We start from the raw sequence: 18,203 nt of genomic DNA on the forward strand, positions 1-18,203 counted from the left end.
GTCGCGGCGCGGCGCCGGCCCCGTTGACCGCCAGGATCGTCAGCACCTCGCCGCCACGCTGCGCAGCCTGCAGCCGCTCGGCCACCGCCGGCGGCATCCCCTGGCGGGCCCGCGAGGCGGTGTTGTCGACCACCAGCGCCACCGACCGGGCCCCGGCCGGGAGCGGCACCGCCGCCACCTGGGCACACTCGGCCGCCGTCGGCGCCGCCTCCGACTGCGGTCCCGCCTGCTCTCCGGTCGTCCCGGCACACCCGGCGAGCAGCAGCCCCAACGCCACGGACAGCGGGGTCAGCGGCCGGAGAAACCGCCGCAGCGCCTGAACATCGCCTCCGCCCACCGCCCGGGTATCTGTCGTGAAGATCCGCACGTGTTCACCCATCCATGTCCGAGGAGACATCCGTCGTCTCCCGCTGCCAGACATACGGATCCCCCAGAAGCCCAACGGCGCCGGCGATCCGGGGACGCGGACCGGTGGCCCGCCAGAGGCAGACCGGGCGGCGAACGGTCGGGCGGCGTCGGCCCAGCGCAAGGCGGGGGATCCGCTAAGGGGACTGAGACCGCTTCACACCATTTCCCGGAGGCCACCCCATGTCCCTGCACCCCCTGGCACCGCTGCGCACCCTGGCGCCCCTGACCGGCCCGGCCCCCACCGAACCGCGCCTCCGCCGGTGGCTGACAGCCCTGCAGGAGCGGCTGCGGATATCGGCGGGCCGCTCCCCCCTGGGCCGTCTTTACCTGGCCGGCGCCCGCGGCCCGGAGGACCTGCGGCTGATCCTGGCCATCGACGGCTCCGGTTCGATGGAGGACTGCACCAGCGCCCGCGACGCCGCGCTGCGCAGGTTCGTGCCCTGGGCGGCGGCGAATCTGCGGTCCGGGGACGAGCTGGCCGTGGTGGACTTCGCCACCACCAGCGCGCTGCGGCTGTCTCCCACTCCGCTCGAACACTTCACGGGCTCCCTGCCGGCCGCCGCACTGCTCGACCGCTCCGATACCCGGCTCCACCCCGTGCTGCGGACGGCCAGCGGCATGCCGTCCACCGGCTGCCGGGTGGCGTTGGTGCTGCTGTCAGATGCCCAGCTGACCGATCTCCCGAACTCTGGTGTCGCCGGGCAGCGGGCGCTGGAGATGCACCGCATCGACGACGTGCGGCTGCTGGTGCCCGGTCTGGACATCCCGGTGCCCGGCCAGTGGACCGCAGCGTTCCCCATGACCGAGCCGGTGTGGTTCAACGGCAAGAATGTGAACGCGGCCTGCCTGGCCTTCGCCCGCACCCTTGCCTCCCTGACCGGACAGAGCTTGGCGAATGAGGAGGAGTGAGGCCTCGGCAAGCTTTAATTCCAGGTCCGGCAGTGGGCTTGGAGCTTGGTGTGCTTCTCCTTGAGCGCCTCGAAGGCGTCCGCGGTTCGAGCGCCCCGATGTCGCGTCCGGGCAGGGCGGGCGTTCTCCAAGGGGAGCAGGCAGTAACCGCCGTGCCCGATCCGCCTGGTCCTGTAGCAGCATCAGCGCATGCCCGCGGGCTCCGACAACTTCAATTCCGACAAGGGACTTGCCTAGTGAACGGTCCAGAGGTCGCCGGTGAGGAGCCGAGGTTCGGCTACCTGGTCAAGCACTGTCCGGTTGCGGCTGGCCACAGCGACGACCTTACGTACGTCCGACGAGTCCAGACCCGAACCGTCCAGGTCGGCGGCGATGTCCTCCAACGATGCGATCGTTGCGTCGCTCCACCGGACATATGTCGGCCCAGCCACTGGCCCGAAGTGCGGCCCCCGCACGTCGTGCACGGAACGGGTGATCGCGCCCATCTGTCGGAAGAAGACCGGCCACATGTCTCGGGAGTACGTGCCCAGATGCTCTGGAGCCGGAACACCGTCCAGATGGGTCTGGATCATCCAGTCGCGCCCGATTACCTGGCCCGTCCAGTCTGCGGCGATCACCTTCGGCATCAGGTGCGTGATCGGCGTCAGCCACGGCAGAGTGTCGAACTCGTTCCTCATCAGGTGCCGCTCGCTGCGGAACTGCAGGTCCTCTTCTGGTGCCACGCGCAGAATTACCGGCTGGCCTTCGCTGGCCAGGGCTACACGGTAGACGTTGTTGTACATGCCGACGCCAAGCTCGACGGCGGATGTGACCCGTGCATCGCGGCCGAAGACGAGGCGGACGACCTGTTGAATCTCGTCGGCGCTCGCGGACTGCTGGAACGTGCCGGCAGCGCGCTTGATCGGCCGGAACTCCACCTGGCGCCTCCGAACGCATCTGTGGGCTATTCGCCCTGGGCCCCCTATGGGGTGATGCTAGCGGCACCGTTATGGGGCTCCGGCTCCATGCTGATCGAGCTGCGCAGTCGACAACATTTACCCGCCGATCCTGGAAGCACCGGAGGAAGACGCATGACCGAGCAGACGGCAGCAGCGCGGCCGGGTATCTCCGCCGCGATCGTGGTCCACGAGAACCGCGTCCTGATGGTGCGGCGCAGGATCTCCGAGGGCCAGTTGTCCTGGCAGTTCCCCGCTGGCGAGATCGAAGACGGGGAGACTTCCGAGCAGGCGGCCGTACGCGAGACGCAGGAAGAGGTCGGCCTGAATGTGTCCGCAGTCAAGGCCCTCGGTGAACGGGTCCACCCCAAGAGCGGAAGGAACATGTCCTACACCGCCTGCGTGGTCACCTCCGGCACCGCTCACGTGGCCGACAAGGACGAGCTGGCCGAGTTGAAGTGGGTAGCGCTTGCCGACATCCCGGAACTCGTCCCATACGGCCTCTTCGAGCCGGTACAGGCGCATCTCGACAGCGTGCTGAGCTAGCTGTCCATTGGCCCGCCGAGCAGGCGGCGGCTCAGGGCACGGGAACACAAATTCCAGTGAGGTGCTCGGCGTGCTGTTTAAGCGGAGCCGCCAGTTCTGCGTGGCTGCCGCGGTGGACGACTTGCAGGAGTTGGCCCACGGCGATCAGTTCGCCGATACGGCCGTCAGGTGAGTTCAGCGTGATGTCGAACTCGTGGCGGATCCGTCGCGCGGTGGCAGGGCAGGTGAGGCTGTAGGCGTGGAGGAGGCCGACGTCGAAGCCGACGGGCATGCGCCCCCAGCCCTCCCAATCGAAGATCACCAGCGGGGCTTCGGTGAGGTTGGCCCAGTGGAGGTCGCCGTGGCCGGTCTGGGTTGCGGTGATCTCGACGGCGGGGATGCCCAGGAAGCGGGCGAAGCTCTTGTCGACCCACTGCTGTCGGACGGACCGCCGATCGGTGTGGACGGTCGCGGCGGAGGCGAGCGCTGTCTTCAGGTCGTGCCACCACGAGTCGGTGAGGTTCAACTCCCGCGTCAACACGGGGCCTTCGGATTGGAGTGTGGGAATGGGGACGTACTCGGTCAGCTCGGCTCGATAGGCGTGGCCGCTCGTGGTTCAGTCGAGGAGGTCGTGCAGGCGGGGACGCGGAATGCTGGAGGGCAGGGCTTCTTCGGCGCTTGTCGTGCCATCCCAGAGGTGGCCGCCGCGTTTCTCCAAGGGGGCGCAGAGTAGTCGCAGCCACCACCGGCCGGCGCGCCTGCCGAGCGTGCGCCCCTGCCAGCCCCACACGCTCGGACCGGTCGCGTCGTCCTTGAGCTGACGGGCGGCGGTGGCATGGGCGCGAACCATGCGGTCTTGGTCGGTACGGTTGCTGGGGGGCGTGAACACGGCATGGGCCATGTCGTGAGCCTTTCTGGTTCGTCGCTTCGGTGGTGCCGAGGTGGGGTTGGTCAAGTTCGATCAAGAGGGCCGTACAGGGCCGCTCGCTGATGGGTCATGAGCGCCCAGTACCTATCTCCGTAGCTGAAATGCCACCATTCCGTTCCGTAGTTCACGAACCCGGCCTTCGCCATCGCGGCGCAGAGAGTGTCTCGGTTGTCCCGCGCGGCTTCGCTGATCTTCTCGCTGAGCGTGTAGCACGCGCCGCCGCTCTCCTCGGGACTCGCGTTCATGCGTGTCCCCAGGTCCAGTTCGTGGCCGTCCTCCCCGGTGAGCGTGAGGTCCACAGCGGCGCCGGCGCTGTGTGGGGCGATCTCGGGAGGGGACACGTAGCGGCTGGCGGCCGTGTGGATCAGCTCCTCGGACCAGTTCGGGTTGGCGGCCCGCAGTTCTTCCGCGTATTCCTCGAAGTACGATCTCTGGAGCTGTGGCGGTCGGTAGCCCTCGACGATCAGCAGCCGGAGCCCGGCCGGAAGGTGCGACTGGGCGTGCAGCAGGCGATCCAGGACGCCCTGGCGCATGTGCGCGAAATGACCGGCTGCGTCGGACCGGTCGTCGCCAACCAGCAGGTCGCGATGGGCGCGGGCATCGACGAGTGGTTCGCCGCACTCCCCGATGGGGATGGCGGCCACGCGCGGGTCGGACATCAAGATGACGTTCACGTGGATCTCCCTGGTGGTAGAACGCGTGGCTGGGGCATCGGTGAGCTCATTCGACCTCGCCGACGTAGGGGTTGCGGCCGTCCGCGGTGGTGAGGTCAGCGATCATCGGGGCCAACGGGCGTGGGTAGAAGGCGAGCTGAGGCACGCGCGCAACGTCCACCCACTCGATGCCGATCTGGGCCTCGTCCTCGGCATGACCGCCGAGCGCTCCAGGCTCGCCTACCGGGCGGCACAGGAAGATCACATCGACTCGGTGGGTGTCGGCGTCCTCTTCGACGCTGGGGTGACGCGGGCCGATGTACTCGCGGACCCACAGCAGCCGTACGACGTCGACATCGAGACCGGTCTCCTCGCGCACCTCGCGGACCACGGCTTCGCCGAGGGTTTCACCGGGGTCTTGTCCGCCCCCGGGCAGGAAGTAGCCGAGGCCGTCGTTCCAGATTGCTTGGAGCAGCAAGACCTGATCGTTGTGGAGGACGACTGCTTTGGCCGAATTGCGGATGGCGAGGGGCATCAGGGAGGACTCCGTTGCGCGACAGAGGCGGGATGTTCAGCAGGGTGCGGCTGACCATGACGTGGGTGATTCGATACGGTCGAGGACCTGCCTCCTTCGCGGGATCGGATACGTCACCGTGCGGGTTCGGCGATGGGACGAAGGGATCGCAAGGGTGTCAGCGCGAGCCGGACCGGTGGCAGGACAAGCAGACACGCGCCGATCGTCAAGATGGTGTGCAGGCTGATGCGCGTGCTGGCGGCCCCGGCGAGGATGGTGGAGAAGGGGCGCAGCCCGAAGGCGGTCCACTGGCCGGTGGCCTGCATGCGGCCCTGCATCTGTGGGTCGCAGGCGCTTTGACGGACGGTGCGCTGTGTCAGTCCGTGTGTGACGGCCCCAAAGAGCTGAACGAAGAGGCCGCAGCCAACGGCAATCTGGCCGCCGAGGCCGGGTTTTGCCAGTAGCAGGGGGAGTTGGCTTGCTGGGGCCAGTGCGAGGGCGCTGATCATGACCGGGCCGGCCCCGAAGAGATCGGTCAGCCGCTCGGCGGTGAGGGAGGCGAGGAAGCCGCCGCTCGCGCCGATCGCCATCACGTAGCCGAATGTCTGCGGGGGCCAGTGGAGTTCGCGGACGAGGTAGACGATCCAGATCGCGTTGGTGCCGGCGAGGACGGTAGAGGTGATCGCGTTCGTGGTGACGAGCAGACCGATCACCGGGTGTTTCCAGGTGTAGGCGAGCCCTTCGCGGATCTCTCTAAGCAGGGAGCGTTCGGTCGTTCTCGGCTGTGGTGGTGGTTCGGGGGTGCGGATACGGAGGGCGCACCAGGCGCTGACGAGGTAGGAGACAGCGTCGAGGGTGACCGCGCGGGCTGCGCCGACGAGGCCGATCAGCACGCCGCCGAGGGCCGGGCCGCCGATGTCCGCCAGGGTGTTGGCGCTGGCCAGCTTCGAGTTGGCCTGGAGCAGCTGGTCGGAAGGCACCAGATGCGGGATGTACGACAGGCTCGCCGCCATGCCGACGACCTGGCAGGAGCCGATGGTGAAGGCCACCAGCCACAACTGCGGGAGTGTGAGTCGGCCGAGGGACGCTGCGAGCGGGATGGTGGCCATCGCGATGGCGCAGCCGAGGTTCGTGGCGATCATCAGCGGCCGTTTCCGGAGCCGGTCGGCCCAGGCGCCGGCGGGGAGCGAGAACAGCAGCGGCGGGGTCTTCTGCGCGGCGGCGAGGACCGCGGCCTGCCAGGCGCTCGCGTGCAGGGTGACGACCGCGACCAGGGGGATGGCGACGGAGCTGAGCGAGGAGCCCAGGACGTCGATGGCCTGCCCGGTCCAGTAGAGGCGGAAGTCGCGGTGCCGCCACAGGGTCGTACGCGGGGGCGAGTTCATGCACCTGCGCTTTCTGGAGCGGATGACGGTGCCGTTCGGCTGTCGTAGGGAGTGAAGTGGGCCGGGGGGTGGTCGATGGGCAGGTCGGGGCGCCAGGCGGTGAGGATCTGTGCGCTGCACTCGAAGAGACCGTCGGGCAGCTCGTCGAGCGGCCACCAGGCCCAGTCGCCGACGCTCTCGTCTGGCTGGGTGGTGGGTTCGCCCTGCCAGGTGGTGACGAGGGCGCCTACGGTGACGCGTACGACGTCGCCGACGTGATCGACGAGGGTGCCCAGGAGGGTGACGTCTTTGGGGCGCGCGGACAGGCCGGTCTCCTCGGCCAGCTCGCGCACGACTGTCTTCTCCAGGGGTTCGCCGATCTCAAGAGATCCGCCGGGGAGTTCGAGAGTGCCGCGGCGGTGGCGGCCCAGGAGCAGACCGCGGTCGCCGAGGACGATGGCGCCCACGCCGATCGCGGCGTGCGGGATGGGCGGGCGTCGGCTGCGGGGGCGGCTGGTGATCCGCGCAGGTAGGACGGTCCTGCGCCGGGCCTGGATGAGCTGGCAGGTGACGGGGTTGTCCGGGTCGGGTGCGTGGAGCTGGGTGATGGCCTCCACCGTGAATCCGTAGTCCGTCAGGAGGTCTTCCCACACCTGGGCGGTGAGCACCCAGGTCTGCAGCGGCAGTGGGTCCATGCCCTTGAGCCCGACCGTCTCCGCGCGTGGAGCCACGGTGTCGGAGGGGCCATGGCCGTGCCAGTTGGTGTGCAGAACGGAGAAGACGAGCGGGGCTCCGGGGAGTAGTCCGTCGCGCAGCGCGGGCAGTGAGATGTGGGGGTCGATTCCGGCGAGTGTGCAGATGCCGTACGCCGCGTCGTACGGCTGAGCCTGCTTAAGGTGCTCGATCACGTCCGCGTGCAGGAACCGGACGCCGGGTACGTCGCCGAAGTGTCCGGTGGCGCGGCGGTGTTGGGTGGGCGAGAGTTCGACCGCGTCGACGAGTGCGCCGTGGGCTTGTGCGATGTGGACGGCGTAGTGGCCGGCGCCGGAGCCGATGTCCAGGACCCGTTTTCCGGCCAGGGGGCCGAGGACGTCGTCGCCGGGGCCGACACCGTCCCAGAAGCCCCATCGCAGCTGTTCAGGTGCGGGCGGCATGTAGGACCGGTCGAGCTGAAACTGGCCATAGGCAGTCCAGGTCTCGGGGTTGGGGGACGCCTCGACGGACATGAGAACTCCAAAGGGGAGGGCCGGGGTTAGGTGTGATCGGTGACGAGGTACTGCGGGCCGCGGCCGGTGCGGGCCCGTTCGATGGCCTCCAGGCGGGCGAACGCTCCCTCGGCCAGCAGAGGTCGCCACTCGTCGAGGCCGTGGATCGCCCATATGTCGTGCTCTGCCGGGTCGACGCGAATCTGCCGCAGCTGTTCAGGGCTGAGGCTGCCGCCGTCGAAGATGAAGCCGATCTTGCCCATGGGCCAGCGGGGCCCGGGGTGCAGGTAGTGCGTGAGCAGCAGACGGGGTTGGCCCTGACCGAGCTCGAGCCCGGTTTCCTCGGCCGTTTCGCGGCGCGCGGTCTGCAGGGGATACTCGCCGGCGTCACTGTTCCCGCCTGGAAACTGCCAGGGTCGACCGCCGTACACCGAACGCAGCATGGCGGGCCGATCGCGGTCGTCGCGTACGTAGAAGCAGCTGTACACCGTGTGGTGCGGAACGGTCTGTACGCACGCCTCGGGGGACATGGGCATCGGCCGCCCCGCGAGTGCCGGCCGGTGGTCGAACTCGATCGCGAGCGGTCCCAGAGCCTCCCTCTCTGGTGGGTAGATGCGGCGCAGGTTGGCGAGCTGCTCGGCCTCTGTGGCGTCAGGGTCGATGCGGGAGGTGTCCTCCGCGGCGAGCAGCTCGGCGAACGAGGCGTGCGGCGTGATCCGCGCGACCCTTACGTCGAGTTCGCGATCGGAGTCCTCGCCGTGGAATACGAGCACGTCGCCGACCGCGACGTCCATCATCCGGGGCGTGCGCACCCGGACTTCGATAGTCTTGCGGCCGGATTCCACCTGGGCGTAGTAGCGCTCGTACAGGCCCAGCCGGTGCTGTGGCCCGACCCGGTCGGGTACCGGTTCAGTCATGGGCGCTCACCTTCTCTGGCTGCGCGGCCGGGGCGTCGGCGGTGTCGGAGCGCCATGTCCACACGAGCCGGCTGTGGGTCTTGTCCAGCACGTGGCCTGCGGGTAGTTCGGTGTCAGGGGTTCCGGCGGGATGAATCTCCAACTCCGGGTAGCCGTGGGCTCGTTCGTGGACGTCCCAGCGGCGCACGGCGGAGGCGAGCTGTTCGGCAAGAGCAGGCCCGGATGGCCCGAAGCCGTGAGCCAGAAACTCCGAGCGGCGCTGTTCGGCCGTGGGGCCGTCCTGGACCAGGATGTGGGTCAGGTAGACGAGGGAGCCGTCCGCTGTGATTGCGGCGGCGTCCGAGCCTTTGGGCAGCGCGGTGATGCCACTGTTCTGATCACGGTTGCGGGCGAGGCGGCAGAAGCCGGGCAGCGTGGTGGCGAGGAAGAGCTGCAGGGTCTCGAACGACTCGTTGCCTGCCACGGTCACGCCGGTGGCCACTTCGTGGCGAGGGCCCGCGAGGGCATCGTCCAGACCGGTGGTCTCGGCGGGGATGCCGTCGGGGAAACGGAGCTGTAGTTCGCCGTCGGCGAGGTCGACGGTGGGGACGGCGCGGGCCGCGGGTCCGCGGTCGCGGATAAACCCACAGAACGTGAAGTCCGTAGCACGCAGCACCGGGCCGTGCTTTTGAAAGGCGATGGCGCGGGTGTAGTCATGGACTTCCAGTGGGAGGACGAGATAGCGGCCGTCGGCAAGCTGGTCACGCCAAGCGGGAGCGATATCCCAGCAGTTGTAAGTGATCACCGAGGCGTCGAAGCCGTCGCGGGGCATGTGCTCGACGGCGCCGTCGCTGGCAGAACCGAGCAGCACTGTGACGCGACCGCTGCCGGCCTCGGCGGTCAGCCGCCGCGTGCGGCGCACGACATACGGCGCGAGGTCGACGGTGATCAGGCGGCCGGTCGGCCCGACGACGTGTGCGATCAGTTCGGCGTTGTAGCCGCCCGAGCCTCCCTCGAATACCGTCATCCCCTCGGCCAGATGCAGGTGCTCGGCCATGTCGGCCTGGAGCCAGGCCGCAGACACGGAACTGGTCGCCTGAGCTAGGTCGTTGTGCTCGGTGACCACGGCCAGGTTGCTGTGGTACGCGGTCCGCAGAGGGCTCTCGGGGGTGAAGCGGTGCCGCGGGACCGAGCGGAGCGCCTGCTGGATCGGCAGGGAGGGGGCCCAGCCGCCGGCAATGACCCGGTCAGTCATCTGCTCGCGCCGCTCGATCGCCTCTGGCGGCTCGCCGGGCACCGGCGGGCAGCTGTTGTCGACCGGATACGCGTGCGCGGACGGCACGTACGGAAGGACTCCCGGCCAGACCAGGTCCAGCGCCCGCGCTGAGGTGGCTGACAGCCGGTCCAGACGGTGCAAGGTGTGCAGCGGTCGCCAGTCCACGTGCCCGAACCTGTCCGGCTTCAGCGGCTGGGCCTGCCCGGTGTGAGACGTGACGCGGACCACCACGCTCGTCCGCAAAAGGCCGTCCGGGGCATCAAGGTGCAGTCCGAGGACGTGCGCGTCGGCGGAGTTGGCCATCACGCCGGTCTGCTCGGCCAGGGCGCGCACCGCAGTCTGCTCGAATCGTTCCCCGGGCTCGGCCATGGCGCCGGGCAGCTCCCACTCCTGTTGTTGCGAGCGCCCCAGCAGAACGCGCCCCAGGGCGTCGGTGCCCACGACCTGCACCGCGGTCACCGAACTCGGCTGCGGGAGCGGGGTGTTCGTGATCTGCACGGCGGGCTTCTTCAGCCCGCGCAGGACCAGGACCGCCATGCCGTTCGCGTCGAAGCGCTGTGCCTGCTCCCACATGCTCATCAGGTGCGCGACCTCGTCCTCGTCGAGGGCGATGCCCCGGCGCTCGGCGGGGGTGGTCGCGGCGAGTGGCGTGATGACGACGAGGGCACCGTGCTTGCGCAGCCGCCGGCCCAGCGTGCGGGTCATGCGCGTGCGATCGCGCAGGAACGCGTACACCATCCGCAGGACGATCAGGTCGTAACCGTCTGCGTGCAGTTTCGAGAGGTTGGCGCGCTCGATGTCCAGGCGCAGCCAGCGAACGGCTCCGTGCGAGGGATCTTCCGGGTGCGCGTCGGTGCTGGGGAAGGCGGCATCGGCCCAGTCCACGGCATCGACGGCGTAGCCCACGGAGGCGAGGTGCAGGGAGAGTTCGCCGGTCCCGCACCCCACGTCGAGTGCTCGGCCTCCATCGGGAGCGGGCACGTGCTGGGCGAGCAGCGCGCGCTCGTCGTTGTCGAGAGGCCGGTAGCGGCGTCCCTCGGCGTAGCCGCTGTTCCATTCATCCTGCGAGGTGAACAAGGAGGGGCACATCCTTACTGAGAGGGGTGGCTGGGGGGGCGTCTGCCAGAGCCGGCGGGGTCGGGAACGGCGGGGCCGTCGCGGAATGGGTCAGCTCCACCCCATCGCCGTGTACGGCTCGTCGCGGGCGATCGCTCGCAGCGCGACGCGGGTGTACCCCACGAGGGACTCGGGCAGGGCGTCGAGCGGCCACCACCGCCACTGGGTGCACCGCTCGGGTTCGAGCACGCGCGGCTCGCCGCTCCAACGGGAGGCGGTGAAGAACAGCTGGATACGCGATGTGGGGCTGCCGTGATCGAGGAGATCCAGGGTGTGGGCCAGGCGGAGATCTTCAGCGGCAATGGCGAGCCCTGCCTCCTCGGCCGTTTCGCGGACCATGCAGGCCAGGGCGGACTCGCCGGCCTCTCGGTGTCCTGCCGGCAGATGCCAGGCGCCGGGGGCGAAGGCGCTGTCGGGGTGGCGGTGGCCGAGCAGCACCGCGCCGTCGCGTACGAGGACGAGATGCGCTCCGACGATGCTGCGATCTCGGTGCTTGTCCGGCTCCGTCACCTTCACGATCGCGGGCATGCCCGAGTCGTCGAGGAGAGGCTGTGGATGGCGTCGATGTTCATCGAGGGTCGCCATGGTGGCGGGGTCCATCGTCATCTCGGCCGTCTCGTCGATGCGCGTCCACCGCAACTGGATGCCTTCGCGCAGGTCGATCTCGTGGACGGCCCGGTTGAGCGTGCCGAGGTAGACATGCACGCGGTTGGTCAGGACACCGTTGGCATCGACGGTGTCCCGGGTCCGGAACGGGACGAGGTCCTCTACGGCAAGACCGATCTCCTCCTGTAGTTCACGCCTGATGCAGTCGTCGTTGCTCTCTCCGGCGTCTAGGCGGCCTCCGAGCAGACACCAGTGGCCGGCGCGCCAGATTGGTCTGTTGGCCGCGCGCAGGTGCAGCAGGTACTCGCCGTTGTCGTTGACGAGCAGCGCGGCGGTGCCACTTCCACGGAGTAGTTCCGCGTGGCCGGGGCTGCGCACGGTGTCGGTGGACTGAAAGGACACGATGCTCCTTCGGAGGGCTGGTCAGGCGGACTCGGAGGCGGCCGTGGGCCGGGCGGGGCGGGGCAGGACGGGGGCGTACTGGGCGGCCTGGGCGCGGAACATGGAGGCGTATTGGCTGTTGGCTTCGATCAGCTCGTCATGGGTGCCGTGCTCGACGACGTGCCCGTTGTTCAGGACGTAGATCTGATCCGCCCAGCGCACGCCGGACATGCGGTGTGTCACCAGCACCACGGCCCGGTGGGGCGCGGCCAGCTCTCGGATGCGGTCGAAGGTGCGGATCTCGGCCTCGGGGTCGAGCGCGGAGGTGGGCTCATCGACGATGAGGAGGCTGTCCGCGGTGGAGGTCTCGGTGCGCCAATGCGACCGGGCCAGACCGACCTTCTGCCACTCTCCGCCGGACAATTCGGTCGCGCCTCGGAACATGCGGGCCAGCAGCGTGTTGAGCCCTTCCGGGAGTTTGTCGAGCACCGACGCTGCACCCGCGAAGCGCACCGAAGGATTCAACTCCTCATCGGTGGAGGGGCGGTGGGGACGGCCGATCCGAATGTTCATCGAGGCGGTCATCGGCCACCGCTGGAAGTCCTGTGTCAGTTGCCCGACCCGCTCGAAGAGCCCGAAGCGGTTGAGCTGGGTGACCGGGGAGCCGCCCCAGGAGACCGAGCCGGTGGTCGGGACGAGGAGGCCGCTGATGATCTTCACCAGCGTGGACTTGCCCGCGCCGTTGTCGCCGACCACGGCAGTCACGCTGCCCATGGGAAGGGTCAACGACACCTTGTCCAAGGCTGGTTCATCCCGGTCGGGATAGCGGTAGCCGACCTGTTCCAGCACGATCGCGTCGATCCGCTCCGGCAGGTCGTCCCCGCCGTCCGGAATGGTGCGCCGGGCTGCCTCGACGAGGAAGCGCTCGTGATCCTGCACGTACAACGACTCCTCGTGCAGGTCGTTGACGTTCATCACGAGGGCGCCGAGGCTGGCCGAGCCGGAGCGGATGGCGAACACTGCGGTGCCGGCGACGGCCAGGCTCATCTGCCCGCCCGTGACCAGCCAGAACATCACCGCATAGGTCGCCGCCGTCGCGAGGCCGGACATCGCCTGTGCCAGCAGCTCGGTCGCCGCCTTCCCGTTGGCCAGCCGCTGCTGTTCTTCCTCCGCGTTCTCGGCCATGTCCCGGTAGCGCGCCAGCAGATAGGGGCCCACGCCGTGCAGGCGCACCTCCTGGGCGGCGCTGCGCTCGGTCAGCAAGTTGCCGATGAGGCGACTGGCCCGCAGGTGCTCGACCCAGTTCAGCACCGACACGTAGCGCCGCTGCGCCACCCTCATGGCGCCCCAGCCGCGTGGGGCCACGATCAGCAGCAGCATCGGGATGAGAGCCCAGTGCAGCACGAGCAGGATGCCGGCCGTGGAGATGAGTCCGATCATGCTGTTCAGGCCGGCGACGCAGGTGGAGATCATGCGGCGCGCGTACGTGGGGCCGTAGTAGGCCACGTCGAGCAGTCGCCGAAAGGCCGGGTCCTCGATCGCCTCCAGCTCGACGGCCTGCGCCGCGTCCAGGTACTCGGTCGTGGCGATCCGCTCGACGAGCGGTTCCAGACGGCCGGCGCGCGATGTTGACCAACTGGCCAGACCTGAATTGACCACGGCCGCGCCTGCCCCGACGAGCATCGCCGGCAGCGCCGCGTCGAGGCGGTCCGCCGGGCTGCCCGCGCCGAGCAGTGCATGCATCACTGCGTTGAGGACGAGGAGGTTCACCGCGGCGACGATGCCCTGGCCGATCTCGCAGGCGCCGACGCTCAGCAGAGCGCCCCGGTCGGCCCGCCAGGCTCGCCGCAGTGTGCCCCACACCTGCCGGGGCATGGAACGAAGTGCGCTCCATAGCGTCAACTCGAGCCGAGCGTGCTCGTGTTCGGTCCACCCCATGTCATAGCGAAGCGGTCCTCCGAACAGCTCCTGTTCGGAACGGGAGACCTTGGGCTCCTCCACTCGGGGACGGCGCAGAAGCCTCATGCGGCGTCACCCGCAGTGGTGGGGTCGGCTTTGATAACGGCGTACAGGGTCCCTTCGACGAAGTGGCGGAGCACGCCCTGGGTGTAGGTGTGACAGTCCTGGGGCGGGTCGCCGGGTTCGGCCCACAGGAGCTCCGAGTGCTTGTCGGGCTCGCTATTCGTCGGGGTTCCTTCCCAGGAGCGCGTTACCCAGGCCGTCCCGAGCCGCCGAGAACCGTCTGCCGCGACGAACTGGAATAGCCCGCAGAACTCGGCGTCGTGGGGGCTGATCCGGATCCCCAGCTCCTCCTCGGCCTCCCGGATCGCCCCTTCCAGAGGGGACTCGCCTTCCTCCAAGTGGCCCCCCACCACTGTGAGTTGTCCGGGCGCGTACTGATCTTGTGCACGCCGTAGAAGCGGCATCCGTCCGTCCTGGCGGTACGGGAGCATGAGCACGTCGACGATGCTGGTGTAGCGGTCCCTCACGCGAACGCCTCCTCGGATGCTGCTCCGAGGCGCTCCGTAGCGCCGACGGGCGCACAGGGATGAGGGGGACAGGCTCCAGGCGGAGGTCCGAGGCACACGGGCACATGGAATTCGAGCGTGGTGTGCGCGCCAATGGCGATCATCTGGCGGGGCATACGGCCTCCTCGGTGTGCGTGCTCTCGGACAGGTGCTCGGAATAACGGCCCGCTGGGCCAGTCGTTCGGGGCACAGAAGGGTTATTTCTTGGAACGCATGTGCTGTTCTGGGGGTTTGGGCAGGTGCCCCCGCCTCCTCCGGGAGGCGGGCCTCAAGTTCGTCACGCGTGTGGGGGGCGACGCGGCTTCGCCGCCGTGTCGGAGGTTGCGGCGGTTAGAGGTGATGGGCCGTCAGGCGGGTCGCGAGGGCGCTGCGGCCGTGGCGAGCCGAGGTGACGTAGGTGACCGAAATCGTGGGTGTGCTGCGGTGCGGCGGGCGAGCATCGCGGCGGCGCGTGCAAGATCCTCCGGGGTGTCGACCGCGATGCCGCTGTCGGACACGGGCAGCATCCGCACTCGGTGGCCGTGCTCGATGAACCGCAGCATCTCGACGCACTCGGCCTGTTCGAGAGGGCCCTGCGGGAGCTGCCGGAAGCGTTCGAGAGCCTCGCGTGTGAAGCCGTAAAGGCCGAGCTGTCGCAGGAAGGAAGGCCGGCTGCTGCGGGGGTAAGGGATGGGCTGCCGCGAGAACATCAGCGCCTGGCTGTCGGTTCCGACGACAACCTTGACGACGTTGTGGTCGAGTACGGCCGCGGTGTCGCTCAGCTCGGCGTACGCGTTAACGGCCAGGGCCTTGCCGTCCAGGTTGGCGAGCGCGTCGGATAAAGCATCGATGGCTGACGGCTCAATGAAGGGCTCGTCGCCCTGGACGTTGATGTACGCGTCCGCGCGGAGACGCTCGGCGCACTCTGCGACGCGGTCGGTGCCGGTGGCGTGCTCGCCGGTCCGTACGCAGTCGATGCCCAGCTCGTGGCACGCTGCCTCGATGCGCTCGTCGTCCGTCGCCACTACGGCGCTGTCCAGAGACGTGGCTTCCAGACAGCGCTGGTGAACGTGCCAGAGCAGCGGCTTGTCGCCCAGACGGGCCAGGGGTTTGCCGGGGAAACGCGAAGCCCCCCACCGGCAGGGGATGACGGCTATGTGCCGGCGTCCAGGTGTTTTCGGTGGTGAGGCTGTGGTGGCGGCCACGGGATCTCCTAGCGGTCAGCTGGGTGTCGGAGGTCAGAGAAGGGCGAGTTTGGCGCGGACCGTGGGCGCGGCGGCCTCGGTGAAGGGACGCCACTCGTAGCCGCCCACTTCCGCGGCCTGCAATGTCACTTCGTGCTCCGAACGGAGGCGGAAGATCCAGCGGAAATCGATGTGCTGGTGATCGGGCTCGCCCTTGGAGGGGTTTGCGTCGATCGCGTGCACGTCGATGTCGAAAGGGATGTCTGCGAATCCGGGAAGAGCGACAACGGCGCTTGGCGGGATGCCTGCTTCTTCGTGGAGTTCACGCAGTGCCGCAGTGGGGAGGTCGGGGTCCTCTGCCTCGTTGTGGCCCCCGGGCGCGAGAACCTTTCCGGAAGCCTTGTGGTGGATATGGAGGATCCTCTGGTCGCAGTCGAGGAGGATGGCGCTGCAGGTCACGTGGGCCGGGAACGTCTTGCGGCTCGTGGGGTCGTCGCCGTCGGCGCGTGCGGTGAAAAGCGGCGCCAGCGCGTCGCGTTCGTGCGGGTAACGGGAGAGGTACGTCTCGGTGACGGCGCGGATGTGCTGTGCGGAAGGGGGCACGGAATCACCTTTCGAAGTGGTCGAGCCAGGTCCTGGCGATGGCGTGACGGTCGGATGCCGCCATCTCGTGCATGCCGGGCTCGAACTGGTCGCGGCTAAGAGCTGCTGTGGCGGCGAGTATTTCGGCCTGGACGAGATGGATGTACGAGCCGACAGCGGCGCCGTGCACGAAGTTGACCGCGCCGCCGTCGGCGAGCACGAAGAAGTAGTGGCCGGTGATTTCGTACCGAGTCAACTCCGGGCTGATAGACGTGCGTTGGTAGAGACTGTGGAGGCTTCCAAGCTCAAGTTCGTCCTCCGAGGAGGTGACCGACCCGAGATACGCACCGTTGCGCAGGGCAGCGAAGTCGCTCTGCTGCAGGGCGAGGTTGCCGGTCGCACACAAGACGAGTTCCGCCTCGCGGACCGCGTCCGCGGCGGACGCGCAGGTACGGAAGCCCAGCGAGTGCGCCTGCACCTGCCTGACCGGGTCCTTGTCGTACACGGTGACGCGCAGGTCCAGCGCCCGCAGCGTCTGAGCGATAGCGCGCCCGACTTTCCCGAAGCCGATGACGCAGGCGTTGCGGCCGGTCAGAATATCTCCGCGCCCGCGCACAAGAGCCTCGGTGGAGAAGACGATCGAGCGACCCACGAGGTGGTCCTCGCAGTCCTTGAGCGGGGAGCGGGCCACGGAGACGACCGGGCACGGCAGGGAGTCGAGCGCCGCGTATCGCTGGTGTCCGTTCTCGGTGTCCTCGACGACGCCGAGGATGCGGCCGGAGAACTTGCTCACGAGGGTGTCGAGGCTCGCCGCGAAGTAGCCGCCGATGTCCACCAGGACGACGTCCCGGCCGCCGGCCGTGTCCTCCAGGTAGTCCAGAGCCTGGGTCTCGTCGGTGAACCGTTCTCGGGTGAGGTCGTGGACTGGGAGGGTGCGGCGAACGTCGTCGAGGGTCGGCTGGTGGATCGACCGGGGCTTGGGGAGTACGGCGCCGACCGTGGACACCTCGGTCATGGCGCGCAGGAACGCCGGCCGCTCGGGGAGCAGATGCGTGATGACCAGCGTCGTGATCGCCTCGCCCGCGGGGAATTGCGCGGTGATCTGCCGGAAGAAGGCGTCCAGCCGGGCTCGCTCGGGACTTTCCATTGCGTCTCCTCTCGGGCTCCGGGTCGCGGAACTATGCGGCTCGGCTGTAGTTGGGGACCTGTGCGGCCAGAGCCTGCATGTGAGCGCGCAGCCCGTTGTGGAGGTCGACTCGCGGCTGCCAGCCGAGGATCTCTCGGGCACGGCTGGGGTCGGCGCGAGTGAGGAGGACGTCACCGCTGCGCGCGTGGTTCTGCTCGATCTGGATGTCGCGGCCGATGAGGCTGGTCGCGATGTTGATCACTTCCAGCAGCGACGCGTTCGACCCGCCGCCCACGTTGATCGCGCCCTGCGCGGTCGGCACGACGGCGGCGGCGATCGTGGCGGCGACTACGTCGTCGATGTAGGTGAAGTCGCGTCGCTGGTGGCCGTCTCCGTACAGGCGCAGCGGCTGTCCGGTCAGAGCTGCCTGCAGGGCGCGGTGGGTGAACATGTCCGCGCGCTGGCGGGGGCCGTAGACGGTGAAGTACCGCAGGGCGACGACGCTGGGACCGTTGGGGCGCGTGGCGTAGGCGAGGCAGAGCTGTTCCTCGGCCAGTTTGGTCACCGCGTACGGGGACGCTGGTTGCGGGCGGTCGGCTTCGACGCTCGCGCCGCCGTCGGTCGGCCCGTAGACACTGGAAGAGGAGGCGACGATCAGCCGCGGAACGCCGATGCGCGTGCAGGCTTCCAGGACCCGGTGGGTGGCCAGCACGTTGGACGCGAGGTAGTCGCCGAACTGCGGACCCCAGGAAGGCCGTACGCCGGGAATTCCGGCGAGGTGGAAGACCGCGTCCGCGTCGATCAGGAGAGGGTCGATCGCGCAGTGGAGGAGGTCGGCAGTGACGTGGTGGTAACCCGGGAGGCCCCGCAGGGCGGCGAGGTTGGCGCCGGCCGTGTGGTCGGTGGACGGGTCGCGGCGGTCGACGCCGATCACGGTGGTGCCGGCCTGGACGAGGGCGTGGGCGAGGTGGGAACCGATGAATCCGGCGGAGCCGGTCACCACGGCTCGGCGGGGGGCAGCGGCGGTCGGGTGCTGCTCGTGCTGCGGCACGGGAATCTCCAGAGAGGTGTGGTCGAGGGGGGGAAGG

General features: G+C 68.9%; 19 protein-coding genes. 2 read left to right on the top strand and 17 right to left on the bottom strand.

Annotation, left to right across the window (positions count from 1 at the left end; genetic code table 11):
• Positions 1-397: hypothetical protein (locus tag ACWGI8_RS04345; protein WP_453658583.1), on the bottom strand; the 397-nt coding region annotated here is incomplete at its 3' end.
• A 191-nt stretch (positions 398-588) separates the two neighbouring features.
• Between ACWGI8_RS04345 and ACWGI8_RS04350 the strand changes: the two genes are divergently transcribed.
• Entirely contained in the window at positions 589-1,317 is a 729-nt protein-coding gene (locus tag ACWGI8_RS04350) for a hypothetical protein (protein ID WP_453658584.1), read from the top strand.
• Positions 1,318-1,550: 233 nt separating this feature from the next.
• On the opposite strand, the gene ACWGI8_RS04355 is transcribed toward ACWGI8_RS04350, so the two are convergent.
• Positions 1,551-2,234: a phosphotransferase family protein gene (locus ACWGI8_RS04355; protein ID WP_453658585.1), complete on the bottom strand. Its 684-nt coding sequence runs from the start codon at positions 2,232-2,234 to the stop codon at positions 1,551-1,553.
• Positions 2,235-2,387: 153 nt separating this feature from the next.
• On the opposite strand from ACWGI8_RS04355, the gene ACWGI8_RS04360 reads away from it, so the two are divergent.
• Positions 2,388-2,798, top strand: a complete 411-nt coding sequence (locus ACWGI8_RS04360) for an NUDIX hydrolase (RefSeq protein WP_453658586.1) — start codon at positions 2,388-2,390, stop codon at positions 2,796-2,798.
• Between the two features lie 31 nt (positions 2,799-2,829).
• On the opposite strand, the gene ACWGI8_RS04365 is transcribed toward ACWGI8_RS04360, so the two are convergent.
• The 15 genes from ACWGI8_RS04365 to ACWGI8_RS04435 all read right to left on the bottom strand — a co-directional run bounded on the left by ACWGI8_RS04365 (position 2,830) and on the right by ACWGI8_RS04435 (position 18,166).
• Positions 2,830-3,315 (bottom strand): hypothetical protein, encoded by a 486-nt coding sequence (locus ACWGI8_RS04365; protein WP_453658587.1) that lies wholly within the window; start codon positions 3,313-3,315, stop codon positions 2,830-2,832.
• A gap of 78 nt (positions 3,316-3,393) precedes the next feature.
• Positions 3,394-3,627 (bottom strand): hypothetical protein, encoded by a 234-nt coding sequence (locus tag ACWGI8_RS04370; protein WP_453658588.1) that lies wholly within the window; start codon positions 3,625-3,627, stop codon positions 3,394-3,396.
• A gap of 101 nt (positions 3,628-3,728) precedes the next feature.
• Positions 3,729-4,364 carry a M15 family metallopeptidase gene (locus ACWGI8_RS04375; protein WP_453658622.1) on the bottom strand — a complete coding sequence of 212 codons (636 nt, stop codon included), beginning with the start codon at positions 4,362-4,364 and terminating at the stop codon, positions 3,729-3,731.
• Between the two features lie 61 nt (positions 4,365-4,425).
• A complete protein-coding gene (locus ACWGI8_RS04380) occupies positions 4,426-4,893 on the bottom strand; it encodes an NUDIX domain-containing protein (protein ID WP_453658589.1) in 468 nt (155 codons plus the stop codon).
• 113 nt (positions 4,894-5,006) lie between these two features.
• Positions 5,007-6,257 (bottom strand): MFS transporter, encoded by a 1,251-nt coding sequence (locus tag ACWGI8_RS04385; protein ID WP_453658590.1) that lies wholly within the window; start codon positions 6,255-6,257, stop codon positions 5,007-5,009.
• Positions 6,254-7,462, bottom strand: coding sequence for a bifunctional class I SAM-dependent methyltransferase/NUDIX hydrolase (locus tag ACWGI8_RS04390; RefSeq protein ID WP_453658591.1), 1,209 nt, complete (start codon positions 7,460-7,462; stop codon positions 6,254-6,256). The genes ACWGI8_RS04385 and ACWGI8_RS04390 overlap by 4 nt, the downstream gene beginning before the upstream one ends.
• Positions 7,463-7,488: 26 nt before the next feature.
• Positions 7,489-8,358, bottom strand: coding sequence for an NUDIX domain-containing protein (locus tag ACWGI8_RS04395; protein ID WP_453658592.1), 870 nt, complete (start codon positions 8,356-8,358; stop codon positions 7,489-7,491).
• On the bottom strand, positions 8,351-10,690 hold the full coding sequence (gene fxlM, locus ACWGI8_RS04400) for a methyltransferase, FxLD system (protein WP_453658593.1): 2,340 nt from the start codon (positions 10,688-10,690) through the stop codon (positions 8,351-8,353). The genes ACWGI8_RS04395 and fxlM overlap by 8 nt, the downstream gene beginning before the upstream one ends.
• A 90-nt stretch (positions 10,691-10,780) precedes the next feature.
• Entirely contained in the window at positions 10,781-11,737 is a 957-nt protein-coding gene (locus tag ACWGI8_RS04405; RefSeq protein WP_453658594.1) for an NUDIX hydrolase, read from the bottom strand.
• 21 nt (positions 11,738-11,758) lie between these two features.
• Positions 11,759-13,741 carry an ABC transporter ATP-binding protein gene (locus ACWGI8_RS04410; RefSeq protein WP_453658595.1) on the bottom strand — a complete coding sequence of 661 codons (1,983 nt, stop codon included), beginning with the start codon at positions 13,739-13,741 and terminating at the stop codon, positions 11,759-11,761.
• On the bottom strand, positions 13,738-14,205 hold the full coding sequence (locus ACWGI8_RS04415; RefSeq protein WP_453658596.1) for an NUDIX domain-containing protein: 468 nt from the start codon (positions 14,203-14,205) through the stop codon (positions 13,738-13,740). The genes ACWGI8_RS04410 and ACWGI8_RS04415 overlap by 4 nt, the downstream gene beginning before the upstream one ends.
• A gap of 386 nt (positions 14,206-14,591) precedes the next feature.
• Positions 14,592-15,428 carry a 3-deoxy-manno-octulosonate cytidylyltransferase gene (locus ACWGI8_RS04420; RefSeq protein WP_453658597.1) on the bottom strand — a complete coding sequence of 279 codons (837 nt, stop codon included), beginning with the start codon at positions 15,426-15,428 and terminating at the stop codon, positions 14,592-14,594.
• Positions 15,429-15,461: 33 nt separating this feature from the next.
• Complete coding sequence (locus ACWGI8_RS04425; protein ID WP_453658598.1) at positions 15,462-16,010, bottom strand: NUDIX hydrolase; 549 nt, start codon at positions 16,008-16,010, stop codon at positions 15,462-15,464.
• A 4-nt stretch (positions 16,011-16,014) separates the two neighbouring features.
• Positions 16,015-17,136 (bottom strand): adenosylhomocysteinase, encoded by a 1,122-nt coding sequence (locus ACWGI8_RS04430; RefSeq protein ID WP_453658599.1) that lies wholly within the window; start codon positions 17,134-17,136, stop codon positions 16,015-16,017.
• A gap of 31 nt (positions 17,137-17,167) precedes the next feature.
• Positions 17,168-18,166, bottom strand: a complete 999-nt coding sequence (locus ACWGI8_RS04435; RefSeq protein ID WP_385040521.1) for an NAD-dependent epimerase/dehydratase family protein — start codon at positions 18,164-18,166, stop codon at positions 17,168-17,170.
• Positions 18,167-18,203 lie beyond the last annotated feature (37 nt).

Source organism: Streptomyces sp. NPDC054841 (genome assembly GCF_053611045.1).

Coding starts and splice junctions, on each gene's coding strand:
- ACWGI8_RS04385 (WP_453658590.1), bottom strand. CDS start 6,257: ATGAACTCGCCCCCGCGTACGACCCTGTGGCGGCACCGCGACTTCCGC.
- ACWGI8_RS04375 (WP_453658622.1), bottom strand. CDS start 4,364: ATGTCCGACCCGCGCGTGGCCGCCATCCCCATCGGGGAGTGCGGCGAA.
- ACWGI8_RS04360 (WP_453658586.1), top strand. CDS start 2,388: ATGACCGAGCAGACGGCAGCAGCGCGGCCGGGTATCTCCGCCGCGATC.
- ACWGI8_RS04390 (WP_453658591.1), bottom strand. CDS start 7,462: ATGTCCGTCGAGGCGTCCCCCAACCCCGAGACCTGGACTGCCTATGGC.
- ACWGI8_RS04380 (WP_453658589.1), bottom strand. CDS start 4,893: ATGCCCCTCGCCATCCGCAATTCGGCCAAAGCAGTCGTCCTCCACAAC.
- ACWGI8_RS04410 (WP_453658595.1), bottom strand. CDS start 13,741: ATGAGGCTTCTGCGCCGTCCCCGAGTGGAGGAGCCCAAGGTCTCCCGT.
- ACWGI8_RS04370 (WP_453658588.1), bottom strand. CDS start 3,627: ATGGTTCGCGCCCATGCCACCGCCGCCCGTCAGCTCAAGGACGACGCG.
- ACWGI8_RS04350 (WP_453658584.1), top strand. CDS start 589: ATGTCCCTGCACCCCCTGGCACCGCTGCGCACCCTGGCGCCCCTGACC.
- ACWGI8_RS04430 (WP_453658599.1), bottom strand. CDS start 17,136: ATGGAAAGTCCCGAGCGAGCCCGGCTGGACGCCTTCTTCCGGCAGATC.
- ACWGI8_RS04395 (WP_453658592.1), bottom strand. CDS start 8,358: ATGACTGAACCGGTACCCGACCGGGTCGGGCCACAGCACCGGCTGGGC.